This window comes from Pseudomonas sp. C7.1 (genome assembly GCF_056312395.1).
Genome location: NZ_JBWDTL010000003.1, coordinates 2738812 through 2761312 on the forward strand (window position 1 = coordinate 2738812; position 22501 = coordinate 2761312).

The window sequence follows — 22501 nt, forward strand, 5'->3', positions numbered from 1 at the left end:
CTCAGCTGATGATCGGGTCAATGCTGAGTCAGGCTAATACGCTCACGCCGCACCACCACGCGGCCGGCCTCCAAACGCAGGTGTACGCCGGGGACGCTAAAACGGTGCCCACTGGGCAGGTAGGCGGCGGCATCTTCAAACGGGTGTAGGTTGGCAGCCTCCATATCGCGCTCGATACCCTCATACCAAGGTAGAACCAGCAGTTGTGCGCCGAGGATCGCCTGCGGGAAGCGCTGCATGCCAATTTCCAGGCTGCCCATGCATTGGGCAACCCGCTCCTGCCGTGCCACGTAACAGGGTGCTTGTAAGTGAAGCCCCTCGCCGTCCGCCGTAAGCATTACACCGGCCATTTCCATTTGGATTTGCTCACACATGTTCACGTTTCCTTGTCAGCCGCGAGCATTGCCTTGCACCTGGCCAACGCTCAGCCATCGGGTTCAACACGGGCTGGCCAAGGCCACTCACCACGCTTGTCGTCGAGGCTCAAGATATGTAGCGTAAGTAGACGTATCTAGAGTGTTTGCCTGTACAGGTAAAGTTTTCGTGCAGATGGAGTGGCTATGAAACGCAAGCAAGAAATCGAGTCTGTGCGCTGGGATCTGGCGCTGCGTTACCGCTTGATCGAAACCGTGGTGTGGTGGGAAGGCCGACTAACCACGAACCACCTGATGCAGAGCTTCGGCATCAGCCGCCAGCAGGCGTCAAAAGACATCAACACCTACATCAACGAGCACGCGCCAAAGAACCTGGAATATGACAAGTATTTGAAGGGGTACGTGCCGAGCAAACAGTTCAAGCCGCTGTTCATCGACGACAGCGCCAGCGCCTACTTGCACCTGCTTAACCAAAACCATGACCGCGCCCCGCATGTGGACGGCCTGGCATTGGCCTATGCACATACCGAGGTGCTGCAAGTGCCGGATCGTACCGTGCGCCCAGAACTGCTGCGCCCTCTTCTACGCGCCTGCCGCGAAGGCCTGCGCCTGGAGTGTGAGTATGTGTCCTTCACTACACCGGACGCCGAAATACGACTGATCGCCCCGCACACACTGATCTATACCGGCATGCGCTGGCATGTGCGTGCGTATTGCGAGAAGAACAGAGATTACCGCGACTTCGTACTCAGCCGCTTTCGCGGTGTGCCGGAGTTGATAGACGATGAGACCGAAAATACTCGCGAGCAAGATTCGGGTTGGAGCACGCAGGTGCAGGTCATCATCGAACCGGACTCACGCCTGAAACCCGAGCAGCAAGCCATCATCGAAATCGACTACGGCATGCAGGAGGGTCGCCTGGTGCTCGAGACCCGTGGCGCGCTGGTGCAGTACGTGCTGCAGCGCTATCAAATCGACACGACCAAGGTGCATGCCAAGGCGACAGCGCAGCAGATTGTGGTGGTGAATTTGGATGAGCTGCAGGGGTGGCTTTATCACTGAAGCGAAAGCCATGGGGCGATAGCAGACAAAAAGGGACGATCATGGCCACAAACTCAATGGCGATGATCAGCCCTGATTTCTTTACAGCTGCTTAATCCACTCGATTATCTGTGGCTTGCCGATGGGGTTGTATCGGGACAAGTGAGGAAACCCTACAACCAAAACCGGCTGACCATTCAGCTCAGTTCGAAATGCTTTAATTGCCCAGTCCCCATGCAGAGCAACGCCTTTTGGTGAGTACTGAATATCGCCATCAAATTTCCGGTGCAGATAACCGAAGGACGATACCTGCGAATTACCGCAGCACAGAATCAGCTTGGGTTTTACAAGCGCCAAGATCGCGTCGTGTACTGGCCAGCAAACATCAGCGTAATGCTCGGGCACACCTTTCGCGTCTCGGCTCTGGGCAAAAATCAGATTACTGCTGCAGACGTCTTCGACCCTGTATCCAAGACTGTCGAGCAACCACTTGACCCGCAACTGCAGCGTTGATTGGCCTGCTGCTGCCGTCCACTCCAAATCCGTAAAGTCGTTGCACGTTTTCGACGGCAAGGCTGCAAGACGATCTGCAACGGTAGGGCCATCAGGACCTTCACCACCTGGGTTGTATCCCAAGAAGTAGACATCACCCGGCTTCAGGGTGTTGTAACTGCTGTACAAGATCCCGCCTGGCAGAGACATCAGGCCTGACAGTGAGCTTTGGGCAACTGCGAGTATTCCTTGCTTATCATAAAGCACTTCCATCCAATGAACGTTCATCAAAAGACTGCCCAATTAAGGCCTGACGTCGTTTAGAGCGAATCTACACGCCACACAACAGGTCGTGTTGAAAAGCCAATAGCGCAGCGATTACTCACGGCGCTTACGCCACCCATCAGTAGCACACACATACTGCAAATGGCTGAGAGGTGTTTGCCTCGACGAAGTCCAGGCAAACACTGTCCAGCTCGCCAAGCCTGCTTTCGATCCAGTGACCAGTCGCACTGTAGTGCTCGATTAGAAAATCTTCGCCGTAGAAATAGATGCCCTCCGCAGCGCTGAATGAGCGATCTAAGGCACTGGTGAAAACGGCACCGTGATTTTCGCAAATGCGTTGAGCTTGGTCAGTACAAGCCAGCTGAGACGCTGACTCAAGCAGTGCTTTACAGAGTGACTGTGCGGCACCGGCTAACATTTCCCCAGATACGCGGGCAGCTATGGCGTCAGCGACTTGCTGCATGATCACAATCGTTACGTAATCTGGAATGGGCCCCGCAACTTGATCTGATTGATCTTGAGTAGGCGTAGCTTCACTTGGCCAGATGAGCTTGTTTAACATTAAGTGATCCTCCTGATGTACAGCCATGACATTGGCCGGAAGACCTACAGGCTTTAAGTCGTTTTAAGATCCGCAGATAACGTGACGCTGCACTCAAATCACGCAAAGAAGTTTCGCGATATCCCCACAAAAACCGGTCGACTTATTTGCCGATGCATGACCTAGCATTGGCCTTCAGATTTGTCGCCCGCCATAGGCAATACGAGCCAAACCCAGCATCAGGGTCAAGGCAGCTATCAGTACAAGATGTTCAGTCAGCGAACTCAGCATGATCATGGCGAACCTCCTCGGGTTGAGATGACTCAACCATAGGCAACTGTACCGCTGGAGGCGATACGTAAACTTTTCACCCGTAAACATTTAAAGCACATGCCTATCTACGCCGACGGACGCGCCTTGTTGGATCTCAAAATTGCCGGATACTGTACATAAATACAGTTATCGGCATTTCCCCATGAGCAACGCCCTGATCCTTGGCGCACTTCACGCCAGCAGCACACGCCTCCCCTTCTTTGACGCGCACATTCCGGCCGGCTTTCCCAGCCCGGCGCTGGATCACATGGAACACAAGCTGTCGCTGGATGAGCTGCTGGATATCAATGCACCGCACACCTACGTCGTGCTGGTCAGCGGTGACAGCATGACCGGGGCGGGTATCTTCGATGGTGACCACCTGATCGTGAGTCGCGCTTTGGAAGCGAAGCCTGGAGACGTCGTGGTGGCCTGTTTAAATGGCGACGTATTCGTCAAACGCTTGGGCAGATGCCAGAAGTCGTATGTGCTGCAATCCGAGCACCCTGATTACGCGCCGCGCTACGTACTGGATGGTGACGAACTGATGATCTGGGGCGTCGTGAGCCATAGCCTGCGTAATCACCGCCCCCATGCATGAGCCGGTGTTTGCCCTTATCGATTGCAACAGCTTCTACGCAAGCTGCGAGCGGGTATTCCGGCCAGACCTGCAGCGCACGCCGATAGTCGTGCTGAGCAACAACGACGGCTGTGTGATTGCACGCTCCGCCGATGCCAAACCCTTCGTGAAGATGGGTGCCCTGTTCCATGAGATCCGTGGCGACCTCAAACGCCAGGGTGTCGTGGCGTTCAGCAGCAACTATGCGCTTTACGGTGACATGAGCGAACGGGTGATGAGCATCATTGAGGCGCGCTTGCCAGCGATAGAGGTGTACAGCATCGATGAGGCATTTGCCGACCTGACCGGCATGCCGGAATCACTGGAGAATCTTTCCAGAACACTGCAAACCGAGATCAAACAGAAAACCGGCATCCCCGTGGGCATCGGTATTGCCGGCACTAAAACTCTGGCCAAGCTAGCTAACCATGCGGCCAAGCGCTGGCAACGACAAACCGGCGGTGTGGTTGATCTAAGAGACTCTGTACGCCGCGACAAACTGCTCAAGGTCATACCAGTAGAGGATGTCTGGGGCATCGGCAGGCGCATGCAAGTACACCTCAACGCACTGGGCATCAAAACCGCCTGGGATCTAGCCAGTAGTGACGACTGGGAACTGCGCAAGCGCTTCAATGTGATCGTCGAGAAAACCGCACGCGAGCTGCGCGGTACTGACTGCTTAGAACTTGAAGAGGCCGCGCCGGCCAAGCAGGAAATCTGCTGCAGTAGATCGTTTGGAAAACGCTTGAAGACCATCGAGCCGATTCAGGAAGCCGTAACCGCATACGCCACCCGAGCAGCTGAGAAACTGCGCCAGCAGGGCTCACTGTGCCGGCAGATTCGCGTCAGCCTGCGCACCGGCATGTTCAACCCCACTGAGGCCAAATATGCCAATGGCCTGCTTTGCCAACTGCCCTACCAGACCGACGACACCCGCTTGATCATTACCGCTGCACGAGAAGGCATCAGCAGGCTGTACCGGGATGGATTCAGCTACGCCAAGGCTCAGGTGTTGCTTTTGGATCTGTGCCGACGGGATGAGTACACGCAGGATCTATTTGCACCTGAGCAACCAGTAAAGACTGAACGACTGATGAGCACGCTGGATGCGATCAATGGGAGATGGGGACGCGGAACACTGCAGCCTGGCCGAATAGCCAAGCCGACAGAATGGGGTATGCGCAGGGAATTGCTTTCGCCTGCGTACACCACTCAGTGGAAGGCGTTATTAGTAGCGAAGGCTCGATAAAGCTGCGTCCATAACAGCCCCGTCCAGCCCTAAGACCGGCGACCGAAGCCACAGATTGGCTGCCGGAGATTTCCACGCTGGACAAACGAGCGCGGACCCGCAGGACTATTCGCAAGGGTTAGTCCTGCGGGCATGCTTAACTGAATAGTCCACTCATCTGCTGGCGTTGCTACGTCATACCCTGACGAGTTCGAGTAGAACCAATGAAAATGAATTCTCCGAATCAGCTCATCGAAGGCTTGGTGCGTGGAAAGGGGACGATCGAGATCTTCGTCATAGCCAGCCACACCGAGCAGCGGGCTGAACTCAAACCCGACATCTAGGCAAGCTTTCCAGAAGACGTCGATATGTTGGGATGTGCCAAAGTCCTGCATGTAAAGCTGATTCCAAACAACAGTGTCTGGGAAAGCAGAGTAGAAACCACCGGGCTTGGATGAAGCCAGCACGGCGTCTGTACCACCAGCGTTTGAGATCAGGGAGCCAGGCTCACTTGTGCCGACGATAGTTCGCACCAGCCCAGTGATTGAACGCAATGTGGAATCCGACTTCGACTGCTGATGCATAAGCCTTCCAACTCGATAAGGGAGCATGCCCGATCCTAGAACGTCGAGCCAATGATGGCAAAGCATCACTGGCTCGCACTTGCAGTATCAGTAGGGTTTTATCCCCTGCTGGTATCAAATCCACGCTGACGATCACCGAAGGACTTCGTAGCCACCTTGCACAGGTAACTGGCTCGATTGAATAGCACTGGTAGCTCATCTACGTCACCACGACGGACGTGCCGGTCGACTCGGTATTCAGCATTCTTCGGAATGTGTACCAGCCCCTCCACTTGGTCGACTGCCACCCCCAATGCACCAGCCCAGGATTCTTCTATACGGCTGATCATGTTCACCCGGCCTGAACCCAGACGCCCAATGGTGTAGTAGGCATCGCGGTTCAACAGGATCAGCAGGTGATAATGCTGCTTACCGCCCTGACCGATCTCCTTCGACCAGACGTAACGGACCTTGCAGCCACGAGCGTAGCCACGTTCACCCACCTTCTCCTGGTGGTACTGGATCTTCTTCGTGAAAGACTCAAAGAACCGGCTGATGACCTGGTTGGTATAGGCGTGTTCAGGCAGCTCGATACCTTGAGGCAATCGTAGATCCACCCTGAATGCCAACATCCTAGGGTATTCAGCCATAGCAAGCTCGATGGTGTGCTTGAGAGCAGCTAGGTACTCCCGGATGAACGGCCCCTTGTCTTTCTGAACAGGGAAGCCGTCGAAGGTGTCAGCGTAGTGCAGGCTGAGGTTGTTATTGTCGGGATGACGGAGTGGGTTGCGGGTAGTGGTATCGGTGTTGTTGGACATGGTTATGATCTCTTAGTGGTTGAGTTTCATAACTTTTTGTCCAACGTGTTTTTCTTAACCGTTACCTTTTGCTTACCTGGTCACACCTGAATGATGCCTAGTGCTGTAGCCCATACGTGTTGAGCAGGTCGCCGATCTACCTTGGCGTAGTAGGCACTTAATAACTGTGGTAACAGCGCCGGTGGATTAAGTGAGCGGACCTTCTTCGGGTGATGCTTGCTACAGACCCGCTGGATAGGAACCCTTCGGGTGGTAGGGCTAGTAAAAGCATAATACCCGCACCGCAACTGACCGCTCCGGCTGGCTCGGGAAATTCCGCCTCGATCGCCCTGCCGCAGCGGCAATTTTTGCTGAATCCGAATTCCGGAGATAGATCAGACCGAAAGGCCATAAGCCATGTCTCTAAATGAAATCTGCCGGGGCGATGGGAGCAACAACGCCCCGGCATAAACGCCATGACCAGCCGTAGCCAGTCATGGCGAAAGCGGATAGTTCTAGCTGGCCATGCTTAAGTGGCCAGTGGAGCGCCCCGCAGTTCCCTCTGCCACGTCGCGTTCCTCAATCCGCGCTAGGATCCATTCGTGCACCTCGATGTCGACCCAACCGACACAACGGTCGCCCAGAGATACCGGCTTCGGGAAGGTGCCTTCCGAGATGTACTTGTAGATAGTCGACCGAGCTAGGCCGGTCGAGTCGATGACTTCTTTCAGTCGGATAATTCGCATGAGCGGGCTCCTCTGTATGGCTCAGAGGATGTGCAGATGAGGTATGAAAAAACTGACTAGGAAGCCCCTCGGCTTGGCAGAGCTAGCAACCCTGACTTTTCCCTCAACCCAATAGGGCATGCTGCTTCACTGGGAAGTTTCTTCATCACAGAGCCCTCATCACTTTGCGTCACCAGCCAACCGCCATCGCCAGCACTTTCAATCAAGACGCCTAAACTCGCATAGCCCTGCTCCAAATCGCCAGGCAGAAGCCTGAAGTTCAGGCCTGAGATTAAAAGCCCGCCGAATTGTGATAGACGTCTTTTGCAATCCACAGCGAACAGATTTGTCATCAGACATAAGAAGTCGAGGATCGCGTTTTCATCGAGCGGACTACCGTCAGCCACATGCTTCATTGGTTTGCGGAAAAATGCACTGATGCGGTCTCGGACACCAAGGTCAAAATCTAACTTTTCTACGCCAACTTGCTCCCAGTGCTTCGTAAGCAGGTCGGTCACACAGTCGCTCAAGAAAAGCTCGAATTGCTGCAAGACATGCTTGGGAGCATTCCCGAAAAGCCAGAAAACAAAATCCGGGGTTCGAACATCACAAGGCGCAGGCCTGCCAGACGGTCTCCTGTAACGTCCGATGTCATACCAGACCTCATCCAAATACACCGGATCATCAGCCGACTTGTCCAATATCTCGTGTACCGCGAAAGCAATCATGTCTCCAGCAGGCGCGACTTGCCGATGGTTCAAATTGAGCACGTAGCTGCTTTTGAGCTTCTCCGCAAAAATAGGGCTTGCAACACCCGGCACATGCCGTCGGATAAACCCTAGCTCAATGAGCTTTCTGATTCGCTGTTTAACGCTAATGGGATCGAGCCCAGTGAGCGTGCACAGACCCGCATTGCTTAGGCCGCGAACAACTCCAAAGCCATCCGCATGACCATATAGCATTGCCAAAAGCAGCCTGTTGGAACGGCTGAGCAGCGAACTGCGCTTCGGCACTGCAGCGCTGCCATCAGCTCTACTCACTGCTTTAACTGGGATCGAAGGGGCTTCCACGTCTGGCTTAGTGGCGTGAATGAAAGGCCCCTTGATGAGGTGCTCGACCACACCAAGGTGAGCTGTAATTGCGGAGGGCTTCGGACCTGGCCTCGCGATAGCAAGTTTAAGAGCCACATCATCATGAAGGCGGAAGGATCTTTTGGGGCGACCTGCATATCGACCAGGCTCTGTTAAAGCGATGAGCACCGACTCCCTCAGAAGCCTGGAAAGTGCAGCAGCGCACTCTCCCGCAGGCATTCGGAGGCACCCAGCTAACTCATCAACGGTGAGCGGCCCGGTACTCTTGAACCTGTAGCGCAAGTAAAACGCAGCGAAAGCAAATCTAGCCTTTGAGTCAAGCGCACAAAAAGACAGTGACAAAATGCTAATCAGCATGACGAATCCTAGGATAACTCCAGCTAAATATACCCTATATTTTTAAAAACATGACATATAACGTTATTGAATAACGTCATGAAAACGCTTTTATCACGATAATAAATCGGACTAAGCTTCTCCCTCGAGCACCCAAATGAGAGTGGACGGGATGGGACGCAAACGAATAGTCGGCCTAGAGTGGCTTGATCCTATAAATACAGAGCAGCGCCTCTGGGCTAGGGCGTACCTGCGGACAAAAGGCTTCGAGAAACTTTTCCATTTCAGGGATAAGGTCCTGCCGACAGAGCTTCCTTTGCACCAAGAAATGCTGAATGCAGGCATGGAGATCGAACAGGAAGCTGGCGCGCGCGAGCTATTCCGCGACATGAAGGATGCGTGGCGACAAGAGAAAAGCAGGAATAAGAAAAAGGAATCAGGCCGCCAGGTGTGTGCATTCACCTTCAGCGCAACCAGCAAGGCCAATCTTCAAGAAATGGCCCAAAAGAAAGGAACTAACGCAACAGCACTGCTGGAAAAGCTGATAGCAAGGGCGTACAAAGCCGAGCAACCCAAAACAGCTACAAAAAAGAAGGAGCAGCCTCCTCAGGTTGATCAGCGCCCATCACTTGACGACATTTATGACCATCTAAGTGGAAACTCCGTACTAGATGGCGAGCAGGCTATACAAAATCCCCACCCAGAAGGGAGCTTGACCGATGCAATCAGCGCTCCCGAACAAATTACTACCGCAGACAACCAAGAGCGAGAAATGCGGGGCGGCAAGTCAACACCCGACACGCACGAACAAATCGATAACCCACAAGCCCAGACACCAAAGGACGATGAACTTGCTTTAAGCGCTGAGCGGGCAAAGCAATCCATGAGCGAAGTGCTCACCCTGAAAGCCGTAAACAAAGCAGCCAGAGCGGAAAAGGCTAGACCGCCCTCCCCACCCTCAAAGCAGATCGCGACAACCGCCACAGAAGCAGGTTCACCACCGACAACTCGAAGCGATGAGCAGAATTAAGCCTTCCAAAGTGAGCAGGACCTGAGATAAACGCTGCTGAAGTCCCGGTCTCATAAAAACCGGGTATGGAACCGGGTACCTAGAATAGCGAAATCAGAGAAGACTGAAGAAACAAAGGGGAGCCAGCCTAAACTTACCGCCTAACGTGTAAGCGCTTGATCGCGCGCAGAAATTTTCACTCAACAGGGTTGACACCCAACCCCAAGACGCGAATAATGCGCGCCACTCGGCTACGTAGCTCAGCTGGTTAGAGCATAGCATTCATAATGCTGGGGTCCGGGGTTCAAGTCCCTGCGTAGCCACCAAACAAAACAAGGGTTTAGCGAAAGCTAAGCCCTTTTTTGTGCGCGCTAGTGACTACAAAGTGACTACGGCGTGCCCACATGTGGAATGGAAGCCAAATGAGATACCTGAAAGCAGCCTTGCTCGGTGCAGCGTTATTCGCAGCAGGCTTCACGACCTACGACAGACTACCTCTGCAGTACAAACACATCATTTCTAACTGGTATAACCGGATTGGAACGCCTCACTACGTCGAAGCGCCAGATCTCTATTCAGAGCGTGACCAAGCATCGGTTATCAGCGACATGCAGGCACGCGGCCACAAGCTAAAGTGCTACGGCAATCTGGGTGATCGCGAGCGCATTGATAAGAATGACGACTATCTATGCTCCGCTCATATCAGTACCGCTTACAACAACATCCAAGCTCGGCTAGTAACCTTCTTCTTTGCTAAAGGAAAGCTAAACCACGTACGCATCGAGTTTGCGAGCAGCAGCTTTGATGAACTACAGGACTATCTATCTAAAAGCCTTGTCGCCTATCCACGTATGGATAAGAGCCCATGGGCAAGATTCGAAAAGGGACTGATGGTCTGGAGGGTAAAAGAGGGTGTACTGATGGCTTCGGCAGAGAAAGCCCACGGAAGAAACCCAATTATTTTATGGAGTAGCCGCACCAGCTTCCAAAGCAAACACCCCGGAAGGGGGTGCCCTACTCCGCTGCGGATTCCGCGCTGACTCGGACACCCATTCCACGCACATCCGGACAGTGATTCCACGCTGATCCGGACACCCATTCCACGAGCATCCGGACACTGATTCCACAGCCATCCGGACACTTTCTGGCAGGCAGCTACGCAGGATTTATTCACTACCATTGGCCTCTTTTTCGAAGCAGAGAGGTCGTCGTGGAGCGTTTATCCATGCGTAAAATCCGTGAGGTGTTGCGCCTCAAGTTCGATTGCGGGCTGTCTGTCCGTAAGATCTCCCGCAGTCTGGGCATAGGTCACAGCAGTGCCGGTGATTACCTTTGCCGATTCACGGCCTGCGGCCTCTCCTGGCCGCTCCCTACTGAGTTGTCCGACGCCGAGCTGGAGCGGCGCCTGTTCCCGCCACCGCCGGAGATCCCCTCTGAGCAACGACCAACTCCCGACTGGGCCTGGGTGCATGCCGAGCTGCGCCGACCAGGCGTGACCCTGGCGCTGCTCTGGCAGGAGTATCGGCTGGGCCAGCCACAGGGCTTCCAGTACAGCTGGTTCTGCGAGCACTACCGGGCCTGGGCCGGCAAGGTCGATGTGGTGATGCGCCAGGAGCACCGCGTCGGCGAAAAGCTGTTCGTCGACTACGCAGGTCAGACGATGCCGGTGATCGACCGTCACAGCGGCGAGATCCGCCAGGCGCAGGTATTCGTCGCGGTACTCGGTGCCTCCAGCTACACCTTCGCCGAGGCCACCTGGTCGCAGCAGTTGCCGGACTGGCTGGGCTCCCATGCCCGTTGCTTCGCCTTCCTCGGCGGGGTGCCGGAGATCGTGGTGCCGGACAACCTGCGCAGTGCGGTGAGCAAGGCCCATCGCTACGAACCGGACATCAACCCCAGCTACCGCGACTTGGCCGAGCACTATGGCGTGGCGGTGGTGCCGGCGCGGGCGCGTAAGCCCCGCGACAAGGCCAAGGCCGAGGTCGGCGTGCAGGTGGTCGAGCGCTGGATCCTCGCCGCCTTGCGCCATCGCCAGTTCTTCTCCCTGGACGAGCTCAACACGGCCATCGCCGTGCTGCTGGAGCGGCTCAACCAACGGCCGTTCAAGAAGCTGCCGGGCTCCCGGCAGTCGGCCTTCGCCAGCCTGGATCGCCCGGCTCTGCGCCCGTTGCCGGAGCAGCCCTACGTCTATGCCGAGTGGAAGAAGGCGCGGGTGCATATCGACTACCACGTCGAGGTCGATGGGCATTACTACTCGGTGCCCTACCAGTTGGTGAAGAAGCAGCTGGAGGTGCGTCTGACGGCCCGCACCGTGGAGTGCTTCCACGCCAACCAGCGGGTGGCCAGCCACGTACGCTCCCTGCACAAAGGCCGGCACAGCACGCAGACCGAGCACATGCCCAAGAGCCATCGCGAGCATGCCGAGTGGACGCCTCAACGGCTGATCCGCTGGGCCGAGCAGACCGGCCCGAACACCGCCGGCGTAATCAGCCACATCCTCGAACGGCGCGTGCATCCGCAGCATGGCTACCGCGCTTGCCTGGGCATCCTGCGCCTGGGCAAGCACCACGGCGAAGAACGGCTGGAAGCCGCCTGCCAGCGCGCCCTAAGCCTCGGTGCCTGTAGCTACAAAAGCCTCGAATCGATTCTGCGCCAAGGCCTGGAAAACCTGCCGCTGGCTCAACAGAACCTACCCCTACTACCGGACGACCACGCCAACCTGCGCGGCCCCGGCTACTACCACTGAACAAAGGAATCCCACCATGCTGCCTCACCCGACCCTGGACAAGCTGCAAACCCTGCGCCTGCACGGCATGCTCAAAGCCCTCGCCGAGCAACTGAAAACACCCGACATCGACAGCCTGAGCTTCGAAGAACGCCTCGGCCTGTTGGTCGATCGCGAGCTGACCGAGCGCGACGACAAGCGCCTGAGCAACCGCCTACGCCAGGCCCGGCTCAAGCACAACGCCTGCCTCGAAGACATCGACTACCGCGCCCCGCGCGGGCTGGACAAGGCGCTGATCCTGCAACTGCGCAGCGGCCAGTGGCTGCGCGACGGCCTCAACCTGATCATCGGCGGCCCCACCGGCGTCGGCAAAACCTGGCTGGCCTGCGCCCTGGCCCACCAGGCCTGCCGGGACGGCTGCAGCGTGCGCTATCTGCGCCTGCCACGGCTGCTGGAAGAACTGGGCCTGGCACATGGCGACGGCCGCTTCGTCAAGCTGATGAGCAGCTACGCCAAGACCGACCTGCTGATCCTCGATGACTGGGGCCTGGCACCGTTCACCAACGAACAGCGCCGCGACATGCTGGAGCTGCTGGACGACCGCTACGGCCAACGCTCAACCATCGTGACCAGTCAGATGCCGGTGGACAACTGGCACGAACTGATCGGCGATCCGACCCTGGCCGACGCCATCCTCGACCGCCTGGTGCACAACGCCTACCGGATCAACCTGAAGGGAGAGTCGATGCGCAGGCGGGCGAAGAAATTGACGACGCCGGGCACCTCAGACTAACAATGCATATCCTGCGTCGCTGCGCTCCGACTGCCTGTCCGGATGACCGTGGAACAGGTGTCCGGATCAGCGTGGGCTGAGTGTCCGAATGGCGTGGAATCCGCACTCAAAGCCCGCTCGATGCGCTGCGCCTGGGCGGTGCTGCGGTAGATCACCGCCATGTCATTCAGCGCGCGGCCGCGGCCGTGGCCTTGTTCGTCGCGGATGCGCTCGACGATGCAGTTGTGTTCCTGCCAATCCGACTCACAAGGCAACAGCTCGGGGAACGCGCCACGTCGCCCCGCGCTTTGCGGCGCAACAATGGGCACGCCATCCTCGGCGGCATCGCGGGCAGTCAGCAGTTCCATGGCAAAGGCCCGCGCCACCGACAGCACCTCCACGGTATTGCGGTAATTCAAACGGAGGATGGTAGTACGGCCCTGGGCCTGGATACCGACGCTGGCAAAGCTGAAATCCATGCCACTTTTACCGCCCTTGCCGCGATAGATCGATTGCGCATCGTCGTACAGCACCAGCAGCGAATTGCTCTCCGGGTCGATCATCTGCACCACCAGCTTGAACCACTCGGGCTGGAAGTCATGGCCCTCGTCGATCAGCACCGCCGCATATTGCGCACGGGGGATTTGCCCACGGTCGACGCCGTCGATGGTGTTCTCCACCATTTGCGCCATCTTGGCGTTGATCGACAACTTATGGTCCGGGCGGTCTACGTTAAAGGCGGTGAGCATGTCCGAACACCAGGCGTGGAAATTACGCACCACCACCTTCTCGTTCAGGCCACGCTCGGCCAGCACCTACTGCAAGTCCATCACCTTGATCAGGCTGGGCAGGGGCGCGGCGAACCTGCGGGCTGTTTGAGCGCCGGGTCGCGCTGCAGCATCATCACCACTTCCATGGCGTAGGCCCGCGCCTGCAACATCGGATTTGCCTGAGTTTTCAGCACGCCATCGGCAAAGATCTTCGCCTGGCCGCGATCCATGCTCTGGATGGTGTCCAGCTTCCAGTCCTTGACCTCCAGCACCAGCACGCCGCGTAGGGGATGCATCAGTACAAAATCCGGCTGCCGGGCCTTTGGCCCCACCGGAACATTGAACCAGCACAGGTAGTCGTCTTCGAGCTTCTTCTCCAGGCGCTCGGCCAAGCGGCGCTCGCCGGGAGAGTCGAAACGGCAGGTAGTGCGGGTGGGGAAGAATTGGGCCATATGGGTTGCCTGTTCCTTGGCGTGCCGAGGGCACGGGATATTCGCCAATTGATGATGCCGGACGCCGCGCAGACAAGTATCTACGTGGATTTCGTCAACGACCTACTGAGTAGAAAGCTGCAGCGCTATCTTCGGGGCCCAGCGCAGCCACTCTTCATTAACTTCGTCGAACAAGGCAAAGGTCTGCCCTGGCTGCGCCGGCCCGCCCATCTGCGGGTTATCCGGTGAGGCGAAGGCGATACCACCTTCCAGCAAGGCCTCCAGCGATTCGGTGCGCACCTTAACGCCGCTGAACAGGCCGGCATCCACACCGATACCACTGGCATTCCAAAAGCGGCTACCGCTGCGCACCAGCGGCGCATAACGCGGCTCGATCAGGATATGAATCAATACTCGATCCGAGGTCGGACCCAGCTCGAAATCCGTCACCTTACCCACCGGCACTTCGCGATAGCTGACCACAACACCGGGCTTGATCGAACCACGCCGAGCCGCGCTCAGCACCAGGCGCAAACCTTGCTCGCGCGCATTGGCCTTAGGCGGTGCTTCGGCGGCAGTAAAACTCAACTGCGCAGCGCCCTTCTGGTTTGCTGGCTGAACTTCTAGATACTGCCCGGTGACCAGGGTTTCTAGGTTGGCCGCGCGGGTCAGGCTGACCTCCGGCTTGACCACCCAAAACTGCGTACCGACACGGGCAATCTGCTGCGTCGCCTGGGTAATCCGCGCATACAGAATCACCGCCCGCAAGTCATCTGTCAGCTCTATGCGCTCCACCTTGCCCACTTCCAGCCCCTTATAGCGAATCGCCGTACCTGGACTGAGACCGTCGCCACTGGGCACGCGAATAGTCAGTTCTACGCCTTTCTGCAGCGCCAGCTCCTGACTGCTGTGCAGGTTAAAGCGCTCGACCCGCTTATTGCCTTTGGGCGCATTAGGGTTTGGCGTTTCAAAGGCGATGCCGCCCGACAGTAAGGTCTGCAATGACTCGCTCTTGACCTCAATCCCCGACAGCCCGCCTTTGAGCGTGATACCGCTGGCATTCCAGAAACGCGTGCTGCTGTTCACCAGATGTGCGTGCTCAGGCAAGATATGCACGCCAAACGCCACCTGTTTATCATCACGCGACAGCTGGAAACTCTGCACCGTGCCGACTTTGACCTGCTTGAACAGGATCGGGCTGCCCACTTCCAGAGAGCCGCGCGTGTCGCTGAATAACACCAGGTGCAAACCCGGTGCGGACAGGTCGAGCGGCGGAGCTTTGGCTCTGGCGACAAAATCACGCAGCGCTGGGTTGCCGGCATCACCTGGCCGAATAGCGATGTAGTTGCCCTTAACCAGCGCCTCCAGGCCGGTTATTCCGGCCAGGGAAATCGACGGTTTGACCACCCAGAAGTCGGTGCCTTCAACCAGGTAGTCTTCGGTACGCGGGTCCAGCATCAACTCCACCCGTGCGCCGCTGAGATCCTGATCAACCTTGAAAGCCTTCATATGGCCGACCTGGATGCCCTTGTACATCACCGGCGTACGGCCCGGCTCCAACCCCTCGAATTCATGCAGCTTGAGCGATACGCGGATGCCGGCCTGGGCGCTGTCGAAGTCTTCATACAGGCGAAATGGCAGAGTCGGATCGGTTGGCGGGCTGTCCTTACGATGCTCTGGCGTGGCAAAGGCAATCCCGCCAGCAACAATGCTTGCTAATGATTCGGTACGCACCGTCACACCTGACAACCCGGCATCGATGGAGACGCCGCTGGCGTTCCAGAACCGCGAGTGTTTGCGCACCAGAGAGGCAAACTGCGGCTCGATGAATACTTTCACCTCGATCAGGTTCTGCTCCTCAACCAAGGTATAACTCTTCACCCGCCCTACCTGAATCTGCTTGTAGAACACCGGGCTGTCTCGGTTAAGCGAGCCAAGCCGCTCTGCCTTGAGGGTCAGATGCAAACCAGGCTCGGTATCGGCTAATGGTGGCGGCTCGCTCAGCGCGGTGAATTTACGCGTAGGTTCGCCATCACCAGGGCTGGCAGTGATGTAGTTACCCGACACCAGGGTTTCCAGCCCCGTGATGCCTGCCAGCGAAACGCTCGGTTTGACCAACCAGAAGCGGGTATTGGTGAGCAGATGCTGCTCAACCCGTTTATCCATTTCCAGAGTCGCGCGCACACCACGTCGCTCGCCACTGTCATCCAGCTCCAAAGCCTTGACCTTGCCAATCGGCATGCCCTTGAAGATCACCTCAGTCTTGCCCGGCTGAATGCCATCGCCGCTGGCGAACATCACCTGAATCTCGATACCGGCTTCGCTATAGGCACGCCAACCCAGCCACCCACCGATCAGTAGCGCAATCAGCGGCAATACCCAGATAGCCGACCAATTCGAAGCAGGGCGCGCTTTAGCCAACGGCAAATCATTCATGGGGGTCATCCGAGTCCGTGTTATCCCAAATCAAGCGAGGGTCAAAGGTTAAAGCGGCCAGCATGGTCAACACCACTACACTGGCAAACGCGGTGGCTCCATAACCGGGAACAATACTGGCCAGGCTGCCGAAATTGACCACCGCCACCAGTATCGCGATGACGAAAATATCCAGCATCGACCAGCGTCCGATCCACTCAATAAAGCGGTACATCAGCACGCGCTGACGCGCAGACATCGGTTGATGGCGCTGCACCGAGTAAAGCAGTAGGGCTATACCGACCAGCTTAAACGTAGGCACCACAATGCTGGCGATAAATACCACCGCAGCAATCGGCAACATGCCGTAGTTCACCAACTCAATAACGCCCGACATGATGGTATCGGACTGTCCTTTACCCAACGAGTTGACCGTCATGATCGGCAGCAAATTGGCCGGGATATACAGCACCGCTGCCGTCAGCAGCAACGCCCAGGTACGCGCCAGGCTATTGGGGCGACGCGCATGCAAGTGCCCACCGCAGCGCGTGCAGAATTGCTTGTCGCTGCCCGCCTGCTGCGCATTGAGCTGGTGACATTCATGGCAAATCAACAGCCCGGCATCAATCGCCCGCATGCGTATCTTCTCCCGACAAAGCTTCCCAGATCTGATGCGGCGACATCGTCACTTCCAGCCAGACCTGCACCAATAACAGCGCAACAAAACACAGCAAGCCCAGACCAAGGCTCAGATCGGCCATATCGACCAGTTTCACAATCGCCACCAGAATCCCCATCAGATAGACCTCAAGCATGCCCCACTCGCGCATATGGTGATAAATGCGATAGAGCAGCAGGCCATAGCTGCGACCAATATCCAGGCGGATACTCAGCAGCACAGCAAACTGACACAACAACTTGAGCAGCGGCACCGCCATGCTGCAGAGAAACACCACTACAGCGACGCTTTGCATGCCGCTGTTATACAGCCCGAGCACGCCCGTCCAGACGGTGTCTTCAGTCGCCTGTCCTAGCAGGTTGAGCTGCATGATTGGCAAGAAGTTGGCTGGCACGTACAACAACAAAGCAGCAATCACCAACGCCATGCTGCGCCGGATAACCTGGGGGCGGTGGGTGTACAACTCGTAACCGCAACGTGGGCATTCCACTCGTTCGCCCTGTTCCGCAACCGGTTTGCGCATTAGCAGATCACATTCATGGCAGGCAATCAGCTGGTCAAGCCCATGCTTAGAAAGTGATTCAAACGTTGCCGGATCGCGCATGGGGAAACCCTGAGGGTAAATATATTTGGTTAGCTAAATGCAATATTGGTTGACTGTTTAAAAACTTGCGCATGCACACTTAGAACTGAAGCCACTTAATAATCTTGCCTTGGTGCAACAACAAACCTCAACCACTCAAATAGTCATTGATGACGACCAAAACCCGTACGGATAACTGGGGGCCTGAATCCATAGAATAAGTGCAACGTTTGAAACCATTGGCAGAGAGCCAGTCAGCGGTAGAATCGAGGCTTTCACACCATTGGCAAAACTATGCCGAGACGTTGACCCAAAGCCTGAGCGTACGCAAGGGCGCAATCCATGTGGCGTCAGCAAGAACACGGCTTTCCTGTGGCGGCACCGGTTTCTTTCTCGGATTGCCGATCACCAGGCCCGGCATGCGTCGGGTATTGTCGAGGCGGATGAGACCTTCTTCCTAGAGTCCCTCAAGCGCCAGCGAGAGCTGCCCCGCCCACCGCGTAAGCGCGGTGGAAGTGCCGAGCGACGCGGGTTGCCGGCTCAAGAACTGGATGATTCCTTTTCATGGTGTGGCCACACAATACCTGACGAACTATCTGCGCCGGGCAGCGCACAAACGGGCCCAATGGCTGCCCTGCGCGGCTAACCCGTCGGGCTGTCTTGCAGGTACTCGGCAAAAAATCGGTCGAGTTGACCGTCGTACTGGTCAAGGCTGTAGAGGGTGTCGGCGGCCAACAGATCAAGCAGGATCAGGCCATTGATGCTGGAGTCCTCCTCGGCGGCGCTGCGCAGGCGCTGAGCCATACCCAGATTAACCTGGCGCAGGTTGCGATAGACCGTGCGCAGCCCTTGCAGATCCCAATCTGCAGTCTGCCCATGCTGCGTGCGCAGGTACTGGCCCAGCAGGTAGCTGCCCAACACCCGGAATAGGGTCTCATCGCTACCGCTGAACGGCTGATGAAACCAAGCCATGGCTTTGAGTAAACGGGTATGCGGACAACCGCTGGCCGCACCGATGGCCCCCAGCAACGAGCCGACCGCGCGCTGCAACGTGGTGGTCTGCGTGATTTCCCGGTCGCGCCAGCGCACCACTACGTTCACAGGCTCAAAAGAGGCATGAGTGGAAAGCATGCTGATCGGTTGCTGCAAGGCCGCAGCGAATGGGCAGAACGGAGTGTCCTCGACTGACAAGGGGCAATGCGCACATTGCTGAAAGTCCAAACGGGTCCACGCCGCAGCTTCGCTTGGAGCGTGCTGTTCCTGCAGATCGACGCAGTGCTCAAGCGTCTGCCCGTCCGCAAAAGTGAAGCTGTAGGCAATTAGTCTGTCAGTTGCGGCATGCGACATGGTCTAACCTGACTTAATTGGCTGAACAACGCAGACGGTAGCATGTGCCACATTTGGCATATTTATGGCGTCTAGATTCTGGCTACCTTGGGTGATTCGACTAATACTCTAGCCCAAGCGTCCAGACATGCGGCAAAGGAGCTTGCAATGGAAGGATTCACCGCTCAACTGCTCTGTGCTCTGATCGGCAATATCCATCTTGGCATCATCGTACTGGATGAGGATCTACGGATTCAGTACTGGAACCGTTTTGTTGTCGAGCGCTGTGCCTCCACCCTTGAACAAGCACGCGGACGACTGCTAACCGAAGTATTCCCGGAAACCAGTTCGGCCGATTTCAGCCGCAGCATCGCGCTGGCCCGTGACCAGGCCCAGCATGTCTACAATCACTGGTTGGAAATGCCGCCGCTACAGCTGCAAACCGCAGGTAGCGAGCCCAACCTGCTGGCCTTGCAAAGCACGCTGCTGTTTCCCTTTGCCACCCCGGATGCAGCCACCCATTTTGGTTTGATGGTGTATGACACCAGCGCCATGGCCCAGGGCAACGAGCAACTGCGGGCCGCGCTAAAGGCCTTGGGCAGCAAACAGGCCGAACAAGATCAGCTGCTGCGCAAGCTGGAAACCGCCAATAGCCAACTGCTGCAATCAGAAAAAATGGCCGCCATCGGCCAGTTGGCGGCCGGGGTCGCCCACGAAATCAACAACCCCATCGGCTATGTATTTTCCAACCTCAAGACCCTCGACGGCTATGTGCGCGACCTGCTGAAGATCGTCGATGCGGTGGACACTGCCGGTGATCTCAATGAGCTGCACCAGCTCAAGCGCCAGCTGGAATACGACTATATTCGCGGCGATGTGGCAGCCCTGATCAGCGAGTCGGAGGACGGCATCGACCGGGTCACCCGGATCATCAGCGCACTCAAAGATTTCTCTCATATCGAAGAGGATGAGTTCCGCCCCGCCGATTTACACCGAGGCCTGGACACCACGCTCAACGTGGTCAACAACGAGCTCAAGTACAAGGCCGAAGTGATCAAGGAGTACGGCAAACTACCCGAGGTCGAGTGCATCCTGTCGCAGATCAATCAGGTGGCGATGAACCTGCTGGTCAATGCCGCCCACGCCATTGAGCAGTTCGGCCGCATCACCCTACGCACCGGCTGCGATAGCGACTGGGCCTGGATTGAGGTCGAAGACAACGGCAAGGGCATAGATCCCAAGCTGCTCAACCGCATCTTCGAGCCCTTCTTCACCACCAAGCCGGTCGGCAAAGGCACGGGCCTGGGCCTGGCGCTGTCCTATAACATCGTGCAGAAACACAACGGCCGTATCGAGGTGCACAGTGAGCCGAATATCGGCACGCGCTTTCGCATCATCCTGCCCATTCGTCAGGCCAATGCCAGGCCACAACCGGATGGAGCCCAGCCATGAATGCCGCTGAGAGTCCACCACTCACCACCCTGCTGCTGGTCGATGACGAGGAGAACATCCTCAACAGCCTGCGCCGGGTGCTGCGTAACGAACCCTACAAAATCCTGACCTGCGACAGCGGCGAAGCAGCCCTGCAGCTGTTCACCGAGCAGCCTATCGACCTGGTGATTTCCGATGCGCGCATGCCCGGCATGGACGGCGCGACGCTGCTGGCCCAAGTGCAACAGCACTGGCCGGGCTGCCTGCGCATCCTGCTGACCGGTTACGCCGACCTGACCACCACGGTCAAGGCGATCAACCAAGGGCAGATCTACCGCTATATCAGCAAACCCTGGGACGATAACGAACTGCGCCTGATCATCGGCCAAGCCCTGGCCTTCCAACGTTCAGAACGTGAGCGGCTGCGCCTCGAAGCCCTGACCCGCGAACAGAACCTCAGCCTGCAGACGCTCAACGCCTCCCTCGAACAACGCGTACGCGACCGCACCGCCGAGCTTGAGCAAACCGCCGACATGCTCGACCTGGCCTACTCCGAGCTGCGCAGAAGCTATGTCACCGCCACCGAAGTGTTCGCCAACCTGGTCGGTCAGCGCCTGGGCAAGGAGCAACAAACCAACACCCAGGTGATTGCCCTGGCCAAGGCCTTTGCCGAGTTCCAGCAACTCGACGAGAACAGCAGCAATAACCTGGCCATGGCGGCTGCCATGTACAACATCGGCAAGCTGGCCTGGGACGACCAGTTGCTGCAGCGCCCCGCCGACCTGATGTACAAGGAAGAACGGGCGCGCTATCGGCAATACCCGGTGGTCGGCGAAAGCCTGCTGATGACCCTGGAGCCGGTGCAGGATGCCGGCCGCCTGATCCGCCATCACCAGGAACGCTGGGATGGCCAGGGCTACCCCGACCACCTGGCCGGAACGGCCATTCCCCTCGGTTCACGCATCCTCAAACTGGCGGTGGACTTTATCGAGCTGCAGCGCGGCCTGGTGCTGGAACGCCGGCTCAACCGCGACGAAGCCCTGCTGCTGATGCAGAAATACGCCGGCCGCCTCTACGACCCACAGCTGTGCGAACACTTTGTCGCCCTTTGCACCACCCTGACACCCGATCTGGCCCTGGCCGACGCCAGCATTCTCGCCCTGGACACCCGGCGCCTGGAACCGGGCATGGTCCTGGCGCGCAACCTCCATGCGGAAAACGGCATGCTCTTACTCAACCAGGGCAAACCCCTGACCCGCGCGCTGATCGACAAACTGATCGCCTTCGAGGCCACCGAAGGGGGGCACTACACCCTGTTCGTGCACAAACCTGAAGTCGCACAGGCGGCACCTGAGGAAAAGCCCTGATGATTAAAATCCAACTGCTAGATGACGACCCGCATATCCTCAGTGCCCTGCAGCGCGTGCTGCGCCCGCATCGCTGGGAGGTGTACAGCTACAGTGATGGCCCGGCGGCGCTGGAAGCGCTCACCGAACACGACTTCGCGGTGATCATTTCTGACTACCAGATGCCAAACCTGGACGGCGTCACCTACCTACAATTTGCCAAGCAGCGCCAGCCCTATGCCATCCGCATGATGCTCAGCGCCCACGGTGATCGCCAATCGATGATGCAGGCCATCAACCGGGCGGAGATCTACCGCTTCCTCTCCAAACCCTGGGACGACTACGAACTCGAGGCCGCGATAAAGTCAGCCATCGATCTCTACGGGCTGCGCGTCGAAAACCAGCGCCTGCTGGCCCAGGTGCGCAGCCAGCAATCGGCCATCGACCGCCAAGAACAAGAACTGCTGCGCCTGGAAAACGAAAACCCAGGCCTTACGCGAGTCAAACGCGACGCCCAAGGCATGATCCTGCTCGACCTCGACGAGCAGGATGAAAGCAAGCACAGCGACTAGCCAGGTGCGGCGCATAGCCCCTGCTAAACAGAGCCCCG

General features: G+C 57.3%; 23 protein-coding genes, 1 tRNA gene and 2 pseudogenes. 13 read left to right on the top strand and 13 right to left on the bottom strand.

The window, feature by feature from the left end; translation table 11 throughout:
- Positions 1–17: 17 nt before the first annotated feature.
- Positions 18–374, bottom strand: coding sequence for a hypothetical protein (locus AC0T4W_RS16280; protein ID WP_476320712.1), 357 nt, complete (start codon positions 372–374; stop codon positions 18–20).
- A gap of 186 nt (positions 375–560) precedes the next feature.
- Between AC0T4W_RS16280 and AC0T4W_RS16285 the strand changes: the two genes are divergently transcribed.
- Positions 561–1436 (top strand): helix-turn-helix transcriptional regulator, encoded by an 876-nt coding sequence (locus AC0T4W_RS16285; RefSeq protein WP_476320714.1) that lies wholly within the window; start codon positions 561–563, stop codon positions 1434–1436.
- Between the two features lie 81 nt (positions 1437–1517).
- Here AC0T4W_RS16285 and AC0T4W_RS16290 read toward each other — a convergent pair whose 3' ends face one another.
- Together AC0T4W_RS16290 and AC0T4W_RS16295 are read right to left on the bottom strand one after the other, a co-directional pair.
- Positions 1518–2195: a uracil-DNA glycosylase family protein gene (locus AC0T4W_RS16290; RefSeq protein WP_476320716.1), complete on the bottom strand. Its 678-nt coding sequence runs from the start codon at positions 2193–2195 to the stop codon at positions 1518–1520.
- Positions 2196–2310: 115 nt separating this feature from the next.
- The gene (locus tag AC0T4W_RS16295) at positions 2311–2754 is read right to left on the bottom strand and encodes a hypothetical protein (RefSeq protein ID WP_476320718.1); all 444 of its coding nucleotides are present in this window, start codon (positions 2752–2754) and stop codon (positions 2311–2313) included.
- 454 nt (positions 2755–3208) lie between these two features.
- On the opposite strand from AC0T4W_RS16295, the gene AC0T4W_RS16300 reads away from it, so the two are divergent.
- Positions 3209–3646: a LexA family protein gene (locus AC0T4W_RS16300; protein ID WP_476320720.1), complete on the top strand. Its 438-nt coding sequence runs from the start codon at positions 3209–3211 to the stop codon at positions 3644–3646.
- Positions 3639–4913 carry a translesion error-prone DNA polymerase V subunit UmuC gene (gene umuC / locus AC0T4W_RS16305; protein ID WP_476320722.1) on the top strand — a complete coding sequence of 425 codons (1275 nt, stop codon included), beginning with the start codon at positions 3639–3641 and terminating at the stop codon, positions 4911–4913. Before AC0T4W_RS16300 ends, umuC begins: the two co-directional genes overlap by 8 nt.
- A 29-nt stretch (positions 4914–4942) precedes the next feature.
- Here umuC and AC0T4W_RS16310 read toward each other — a convergent pair whose 3' ends face one another.
- The 4 genes from AC0T4W_RS16310 to AC0T4W_RS16325 form a co-directional block, all read right to left on the bottom strand.
- Positions 4943–5476, bottom strand: a complete 534-nt coding sequence (locus tag AC0T4W_RS16310; protein ID WP_476320724.1) for a hypothetical protein — start codon at positions 5474–5476, stop codon at positions 4943–4945.
- A 98-nt stretch (positions 5477–5574) separates the two neighbouring features.
- Positions 5575–6273, bottom strand: coding sequence for an inovirus Gp2 family protein (locus AC0T4W_RS16315; protein ID WP_476320726.1), 699 nt, complete (start codon positions 6271–6273; stop codon positions 5575–5577).
- A 494-nt stretch (positions 6274–6767) separates the two neighbouring features.
- The gene (locus AC0T4W_RS16320) at positions 6768–6998 is read right to left on the bottom strand and encodes a helix-turn-helix transcriptional regulator (protein ID WP_476320728.1); all 231 of its coding nucleotides are present in this window, start codon (positions 6996–6998) and stop codon (positions 6768–6770) included.
- A gap of 56 nt (positions 6999–7054) precedes the next feature.
- Positions 7055–8425: a hypothetical protein gene (locus AC0T4W_RS16325; RefSeq protein ID WP_476320730.1), complete on the bottom strand. Its 1371-nt coding sequence runs from the start codon at positions 8423–8425 to the stop codon at positions 7055–7057.
- Positions 8426–8576: 151 nt separating this feature from the next.
- Here AC0T4W_RS16325 and AC0T4W_RS16330 point away from each other — a divergent pair, with 151 nt between their 5' ends.
- The 5 genes from AC0T4W_RS16330 to istB all read left to right on the top strand — a co-directional run bounded on the left by AC0T4W_RS16330 (position 8577) and on the right by istB (position 12931).
- Positions 8577–9434 carry a hypothetical protein gene (locus AC0T4W_RS16330; protein ID WP_476320732.1) on the top strand — a complete coding sequence of 286 codons (858 nt, stop codon included), beginning with the start codon at positions 8577–8579 and terminating at the stop codon, positions 9432–9434.
- A gap of 228 nt (positions 9435–9662) precedes the next feature.
- Positions 9663–9739 (top strand) — tRNA-Met (locus AC0T4W_RS16335).
- Positions 9740–9835: 96 nt separating this feature from the next.
- Positions 9836–10453, top strand: a complete 618-nt coding sequence (locus tag AC0T4W_RS16340) for a hypothetical protein (RefSeq protein ID WP_476320734.1) — start codon at positions 9836–9838, stop codon at positions 10451–10453.
- Between the two features lie 185 nt (positions 10454–10638).
- Positions 10639–12159, top strand: a complete 1521-nt coding sequence (istA, locus tag AC0T4W_RS16345; protein WP_476315505.1) for an IS21 family transposase — start codon at positions 10639–10641, stop codon at positions 12157–12159.
- 16 nt (positions 12160–12175) lie between these two features.
- Entirely contained in the window at positions 12176–12931 is a 756-nt protein-coding gene (gene istB / locus AC0T4W_RS16350; RefSeq protein WP_476316371.1) for an IS21-like element helper ATPase IstB, read from the top strand.
- On the opposite strand, the gene AC0T4W_RS16355 is transcribed toward istB, so the two are convergent.
- The 5 genes from AC0T4W_RS16355 to AC0T4W_RS16375 all read right to left on the bottom strand — a co-directional run bounded on the left by AC0T4W_RS16355 (position 12928) and on the right by AC0T4W_RS16375 (position 17809).
- On the bottom strand, positions 12928–13725 hold the full coding sequence (locus AC0T4W_RS16355) for a 3'-5' exonuclease (RefSeq protein WP_476320736.1): 798 nt from the start codon (positions 13723–13725) through the stop codon (positions 12928–12930). The two genes, istB and AC0T4W_RS16355, sit on opposite strands and share 4 nt — an antisense overlap.
- A gap of 23 nt (positions 13726–13748) precedes the next feature.
- Complete coding sequence (locus AC0T4W_RS16360) at positions 13749–14132, bottom strand: nuclease-related domain-containing protein (RefSeq protein WP_476320738.1); 384 nt, start codon at positions 14130–14132, stop codon at positions 13749–13751.
- A 102-nt stretch (positions 14133–14234) separates the two neighbouring features.
- Positions 14235–16547 carry a PqiB family protein gene (locus AC0T4W_RS16365; protein ID WP_476320740.1) on the bottom strand — a complete coding sequence of 771 codons (2313 nt, stop codon included), beginning with the start codon at positions 16545–16547 and terminating at the stop codon, positions 14235–14237.
- On the bottom strand, positions 16540–17163 hold the full coding sequence (locus AC0T4W_RS16370; protein ID WP_476320742.1) for a paraquat-inducible protein A: 624 nt from the start codon (positions 17161–17163) through the stop codon (positions 16540–16542). The genes AC0T4W_RS16365 and AC0T4W_RS16370 overlap by 8 nt, the downstream gene beginning before the upstream one ends.
- On the bottom strand, positions 17150–17809 hold the full coding sequence (locus AC0T4W_RS16375) for a paraquat-inducible protein A (protein ID WP_476320744.1): 660 nt from the start codon (positions 17807–17809) through the stop codon (positions 17150–17152). The genes AC0T4W_RS16370 and AC0T4W_RS16375 overlap by 14 nt, the downstream gene beginning before the upstream one ends.
- Before the next feature lie 248 nt (positions 17810–18057).
- On the opposite strand from AC0T4W_RS16375, the pseudogene AC0T4W_RS16380 reads away from it, so the two are divergent.
- Positions 18058–18338: pseudogene (locus AC0T4W_RS16380) on the top strand (IS1595 family transposase); the annotation flags it as partial.
- Positions 18339–18430: 92 nt separating this feature from the next.
- On the opposite strand, the gene AC0T4W_RS16385 reads toward AC0T4W_RS16380, so the two are convergent.
- The gene (locus AC0T4W_RS16385; protein WP_476320746.1) at positions 18431–19135 is read right to left on the bottom strand and encodes a DUF6901 family protein; all 705 of its coding nucleotides are present in this window, start codon (positions 19133–19135) and stop codon (positions 18431–18433) included.
- 147 nt (positions 19136–19282) lie between these two features.
- Between AC0T4W_RS16385 and AC0T4W_RS16390 the strand changes: the two are divergent.
- From AC0T4W_RS16390 to AC0T4W_RS16405, 4 genes and pseudogenes are all read left to right on the top strand, one after another.
- Positions 19283–19501 (top strand): annotated as a pseudogene (locus AC0T4W_RS16390) (PAS domain-containing protein); the annotation flags it as partial.
- 165 nt (positions 19502–19666) lie between these two features.
- The gene (locus tag AC0T4W_RS16395) at positions 19667–20566 is read left to right on the top strand and encodes an ATP-binding protein (RefSeq protein ID WP_476323726.1); all 900 of its coding nucleotides are present in this window, start codon (positions 19667–19669) and stop codon (positions 20564–20566) included.
- On the top strand, positions 20563–21912 hold the full coding sequence (gene nosR / locus AC0T4W_RS16400) for a response regulator c-di-GMP phosphodiesterase, NosR family (protein WP_476320748.1): 1350 nt from the start codon (positions 20563–20565) through the stop codon (positions 21910–21912). The genes AC0T4W_RS16395 and nosR overlap by 4 nt, the downstream gene beginning before the upstream one ends.
- A complete protein-coding gene (locus AC0T4W_RS16405) occupies positions 21912–22463 on the top strand; it encodes a response regulator (RefSeq protein WP_476320750.1) in 552 nt (183 codons plus the stop codon). The genes nosR and AC0T4W_RS16405 overlap by 1 nt, the downstream gene beginning before the upstream one ends.
- Positions 22464–22501 lie beyond the last annotated feature (38 nt).

What these genes read in the sequence shown, in the direction of transcription:
- nosR (WP_476320748.1), top strand. Translation starts at nt 20,563, where the DNA reads ATGAATGCCGCTGAGAGTCCACCACTCACCACCCTGCTGCTGGTCGAT.
- AC0T4W_RS16405 (WP_476320750.1), top strand. Translation starts at nt 21,912, where the DNA reads ATGATTAAAATCCAACTGCTAGATGACGACCCGCATATCCTCAGTGCC.
- AC0T4W_RS16370 (WP_476320742.1), bottom strand. Translation starts at nt 17,163, where the DNA reads ATGCGGGCGATTGATGCCGGGCTGTTGATTTGCCATGAATGTCACCAG.
- AC0T4W_RS16320 (WP_476320728.1), bottom strand. Translation starts at nt 6,998, where the DNA reads ATGCGAATTATCCGACTGAAAGAAGTCATCGACTCGACCGGCCTAGCT.
- AC0T4W_RS16290 (WP_476320716.1), bottom strand. Translation starts at nt 2,195, where the DNA reads ATGAACGTTCATTGGATGGAAGTGCTTTATGATAAGCAAGGAATACTC.
- AC0T4W_RS16365 (WP_476320740.1), bottom strand. Translation starts at nt 16,547, where the DNA reads ATGAATGATTTGCCGTTGGCTAAAGCGCGCCCTGCTTCGAATTGGTCG.
- AC0T4W_RS16360 (WP_476320738.1), bottom strand. Translation starts at nt 14,132, where the DNA reads ATGGCCCAATTCTTCCCCACCCGCACTACCTGCCGTTTCGACTCTCCC.
- AC0T4W_RS16385 (WP_476320746.1), bottom strand. Translation starts at nt 19,135, where the DNA reads ATGTCGCATGCCGCAACTGACAGACTAATTGCCTACAGCTTCACTTTT.
- AC0T4W_RS16330 (WP_476320732.1), top strand. Translation starts at nt 8,577, where the DNA reads ATGGGACGCAAACGAATAGTCGGCCTAGAGTGGCTTGATCCTATAAAT.
- AC0T4W_RS16300 (WP_476320720.1), top strand. Translation starts at nt 3,209, where the DNA reads ATGAGCAACGCCCTGATCCTTGGCGCACTTCACGCCAGCAGCACACGC.
- AC0T4W_RS16295 (WP_476320718.1), bottom strand. Translation starts at nt 2,754, where the DNA reads ATGTTAAACAAGCTCATCTGGCCAAGTGAAGCTACGCCTACTCAAGAT.
- umuC (WP_476320722.1), top strand. Translation starts at nt 3,639, where the DNA reads ATGCATGAGCCGGTGTTTGCCCTTATCGATTGCAACAGCTTCTACGCA.
- istB (WP_476316371.1), top strand. Translation starts at nt 12,176, where the DNA reads ATGCTGCCTCACCCGACCCTGGACAAGCTGCAAACCCTGCGCCTGCAC.
- AC0T4W_RS16280 (WP_476320712.1), bottom strand. Translation starts at nt 374, where the DNA reads ATGTGTGAGCAAATCCAAATGGAAATGGCCGGTGTAATGCTTACGGCG.
- AC0T4W_RS16285 (WP_476320714.1), top strand. Translation starts at nt 561, where the DNA reads ATGAAACGCAAGCAAGAAATCGAGTCTGTGCGCTGGGATCTGGCGCTG.
- istA (WP_476315505.1), top strand. Translation starts at nt 10,639, where the DNA reads ATGCGTAAAATCCGTGAGGTGTTGCGCCTCAAGTTCGATTGCGGGCTG.
- AC0T4W_RS16325 (WP_476320730.1), bottom strand. Translation starts at nt 8,425, where the DNA reads ATGCTGATTAGCATTTTGTCACTGTCTTTTTGTGCGCTTGACTCAAAG.
- AC0T4W_RS16310 (WP_476320724.1), bottom strand. Translation starts at nt 5,476, where the DNA reads ATGCATCAGCAGTCGAAGTCGGATTCCACATTGCGTTCAATCACTGGG.
- AC0T4W_RS16375 (WP_476320744.1), bottom strand. Translation starts at nt 17,809, where the DNA reads ATGCGCGATCCGGCAACGTTTGAATCACTTTCTAAGCATGGGCTTGAC.
- AC0T4W_RS16340 (WP_476320734.1), top strand. Translation starts at nt 9,836, where the DNA reads ATGAGATACCTGAAAGCAGCCTTGCTCGGTGCAGCGTTATTCGCAGCA.
- AC0T4W_RS16395 (WP_476323726.1), top strand. Translation starts at nt 19,667, where the DNA reads ATGGCCCAGGGCAACGAGCAACTGCGGGCCGCGCTAAAGGCCTTGGGC.
- AC0T4W_RS16315 (WP_476320726.1), bottom strand. Translation starts at nt 6,273, where the DNA reads ATGTCCAACAACACCGATACCACTACCCGCAACCCACTCCGTCATCCC.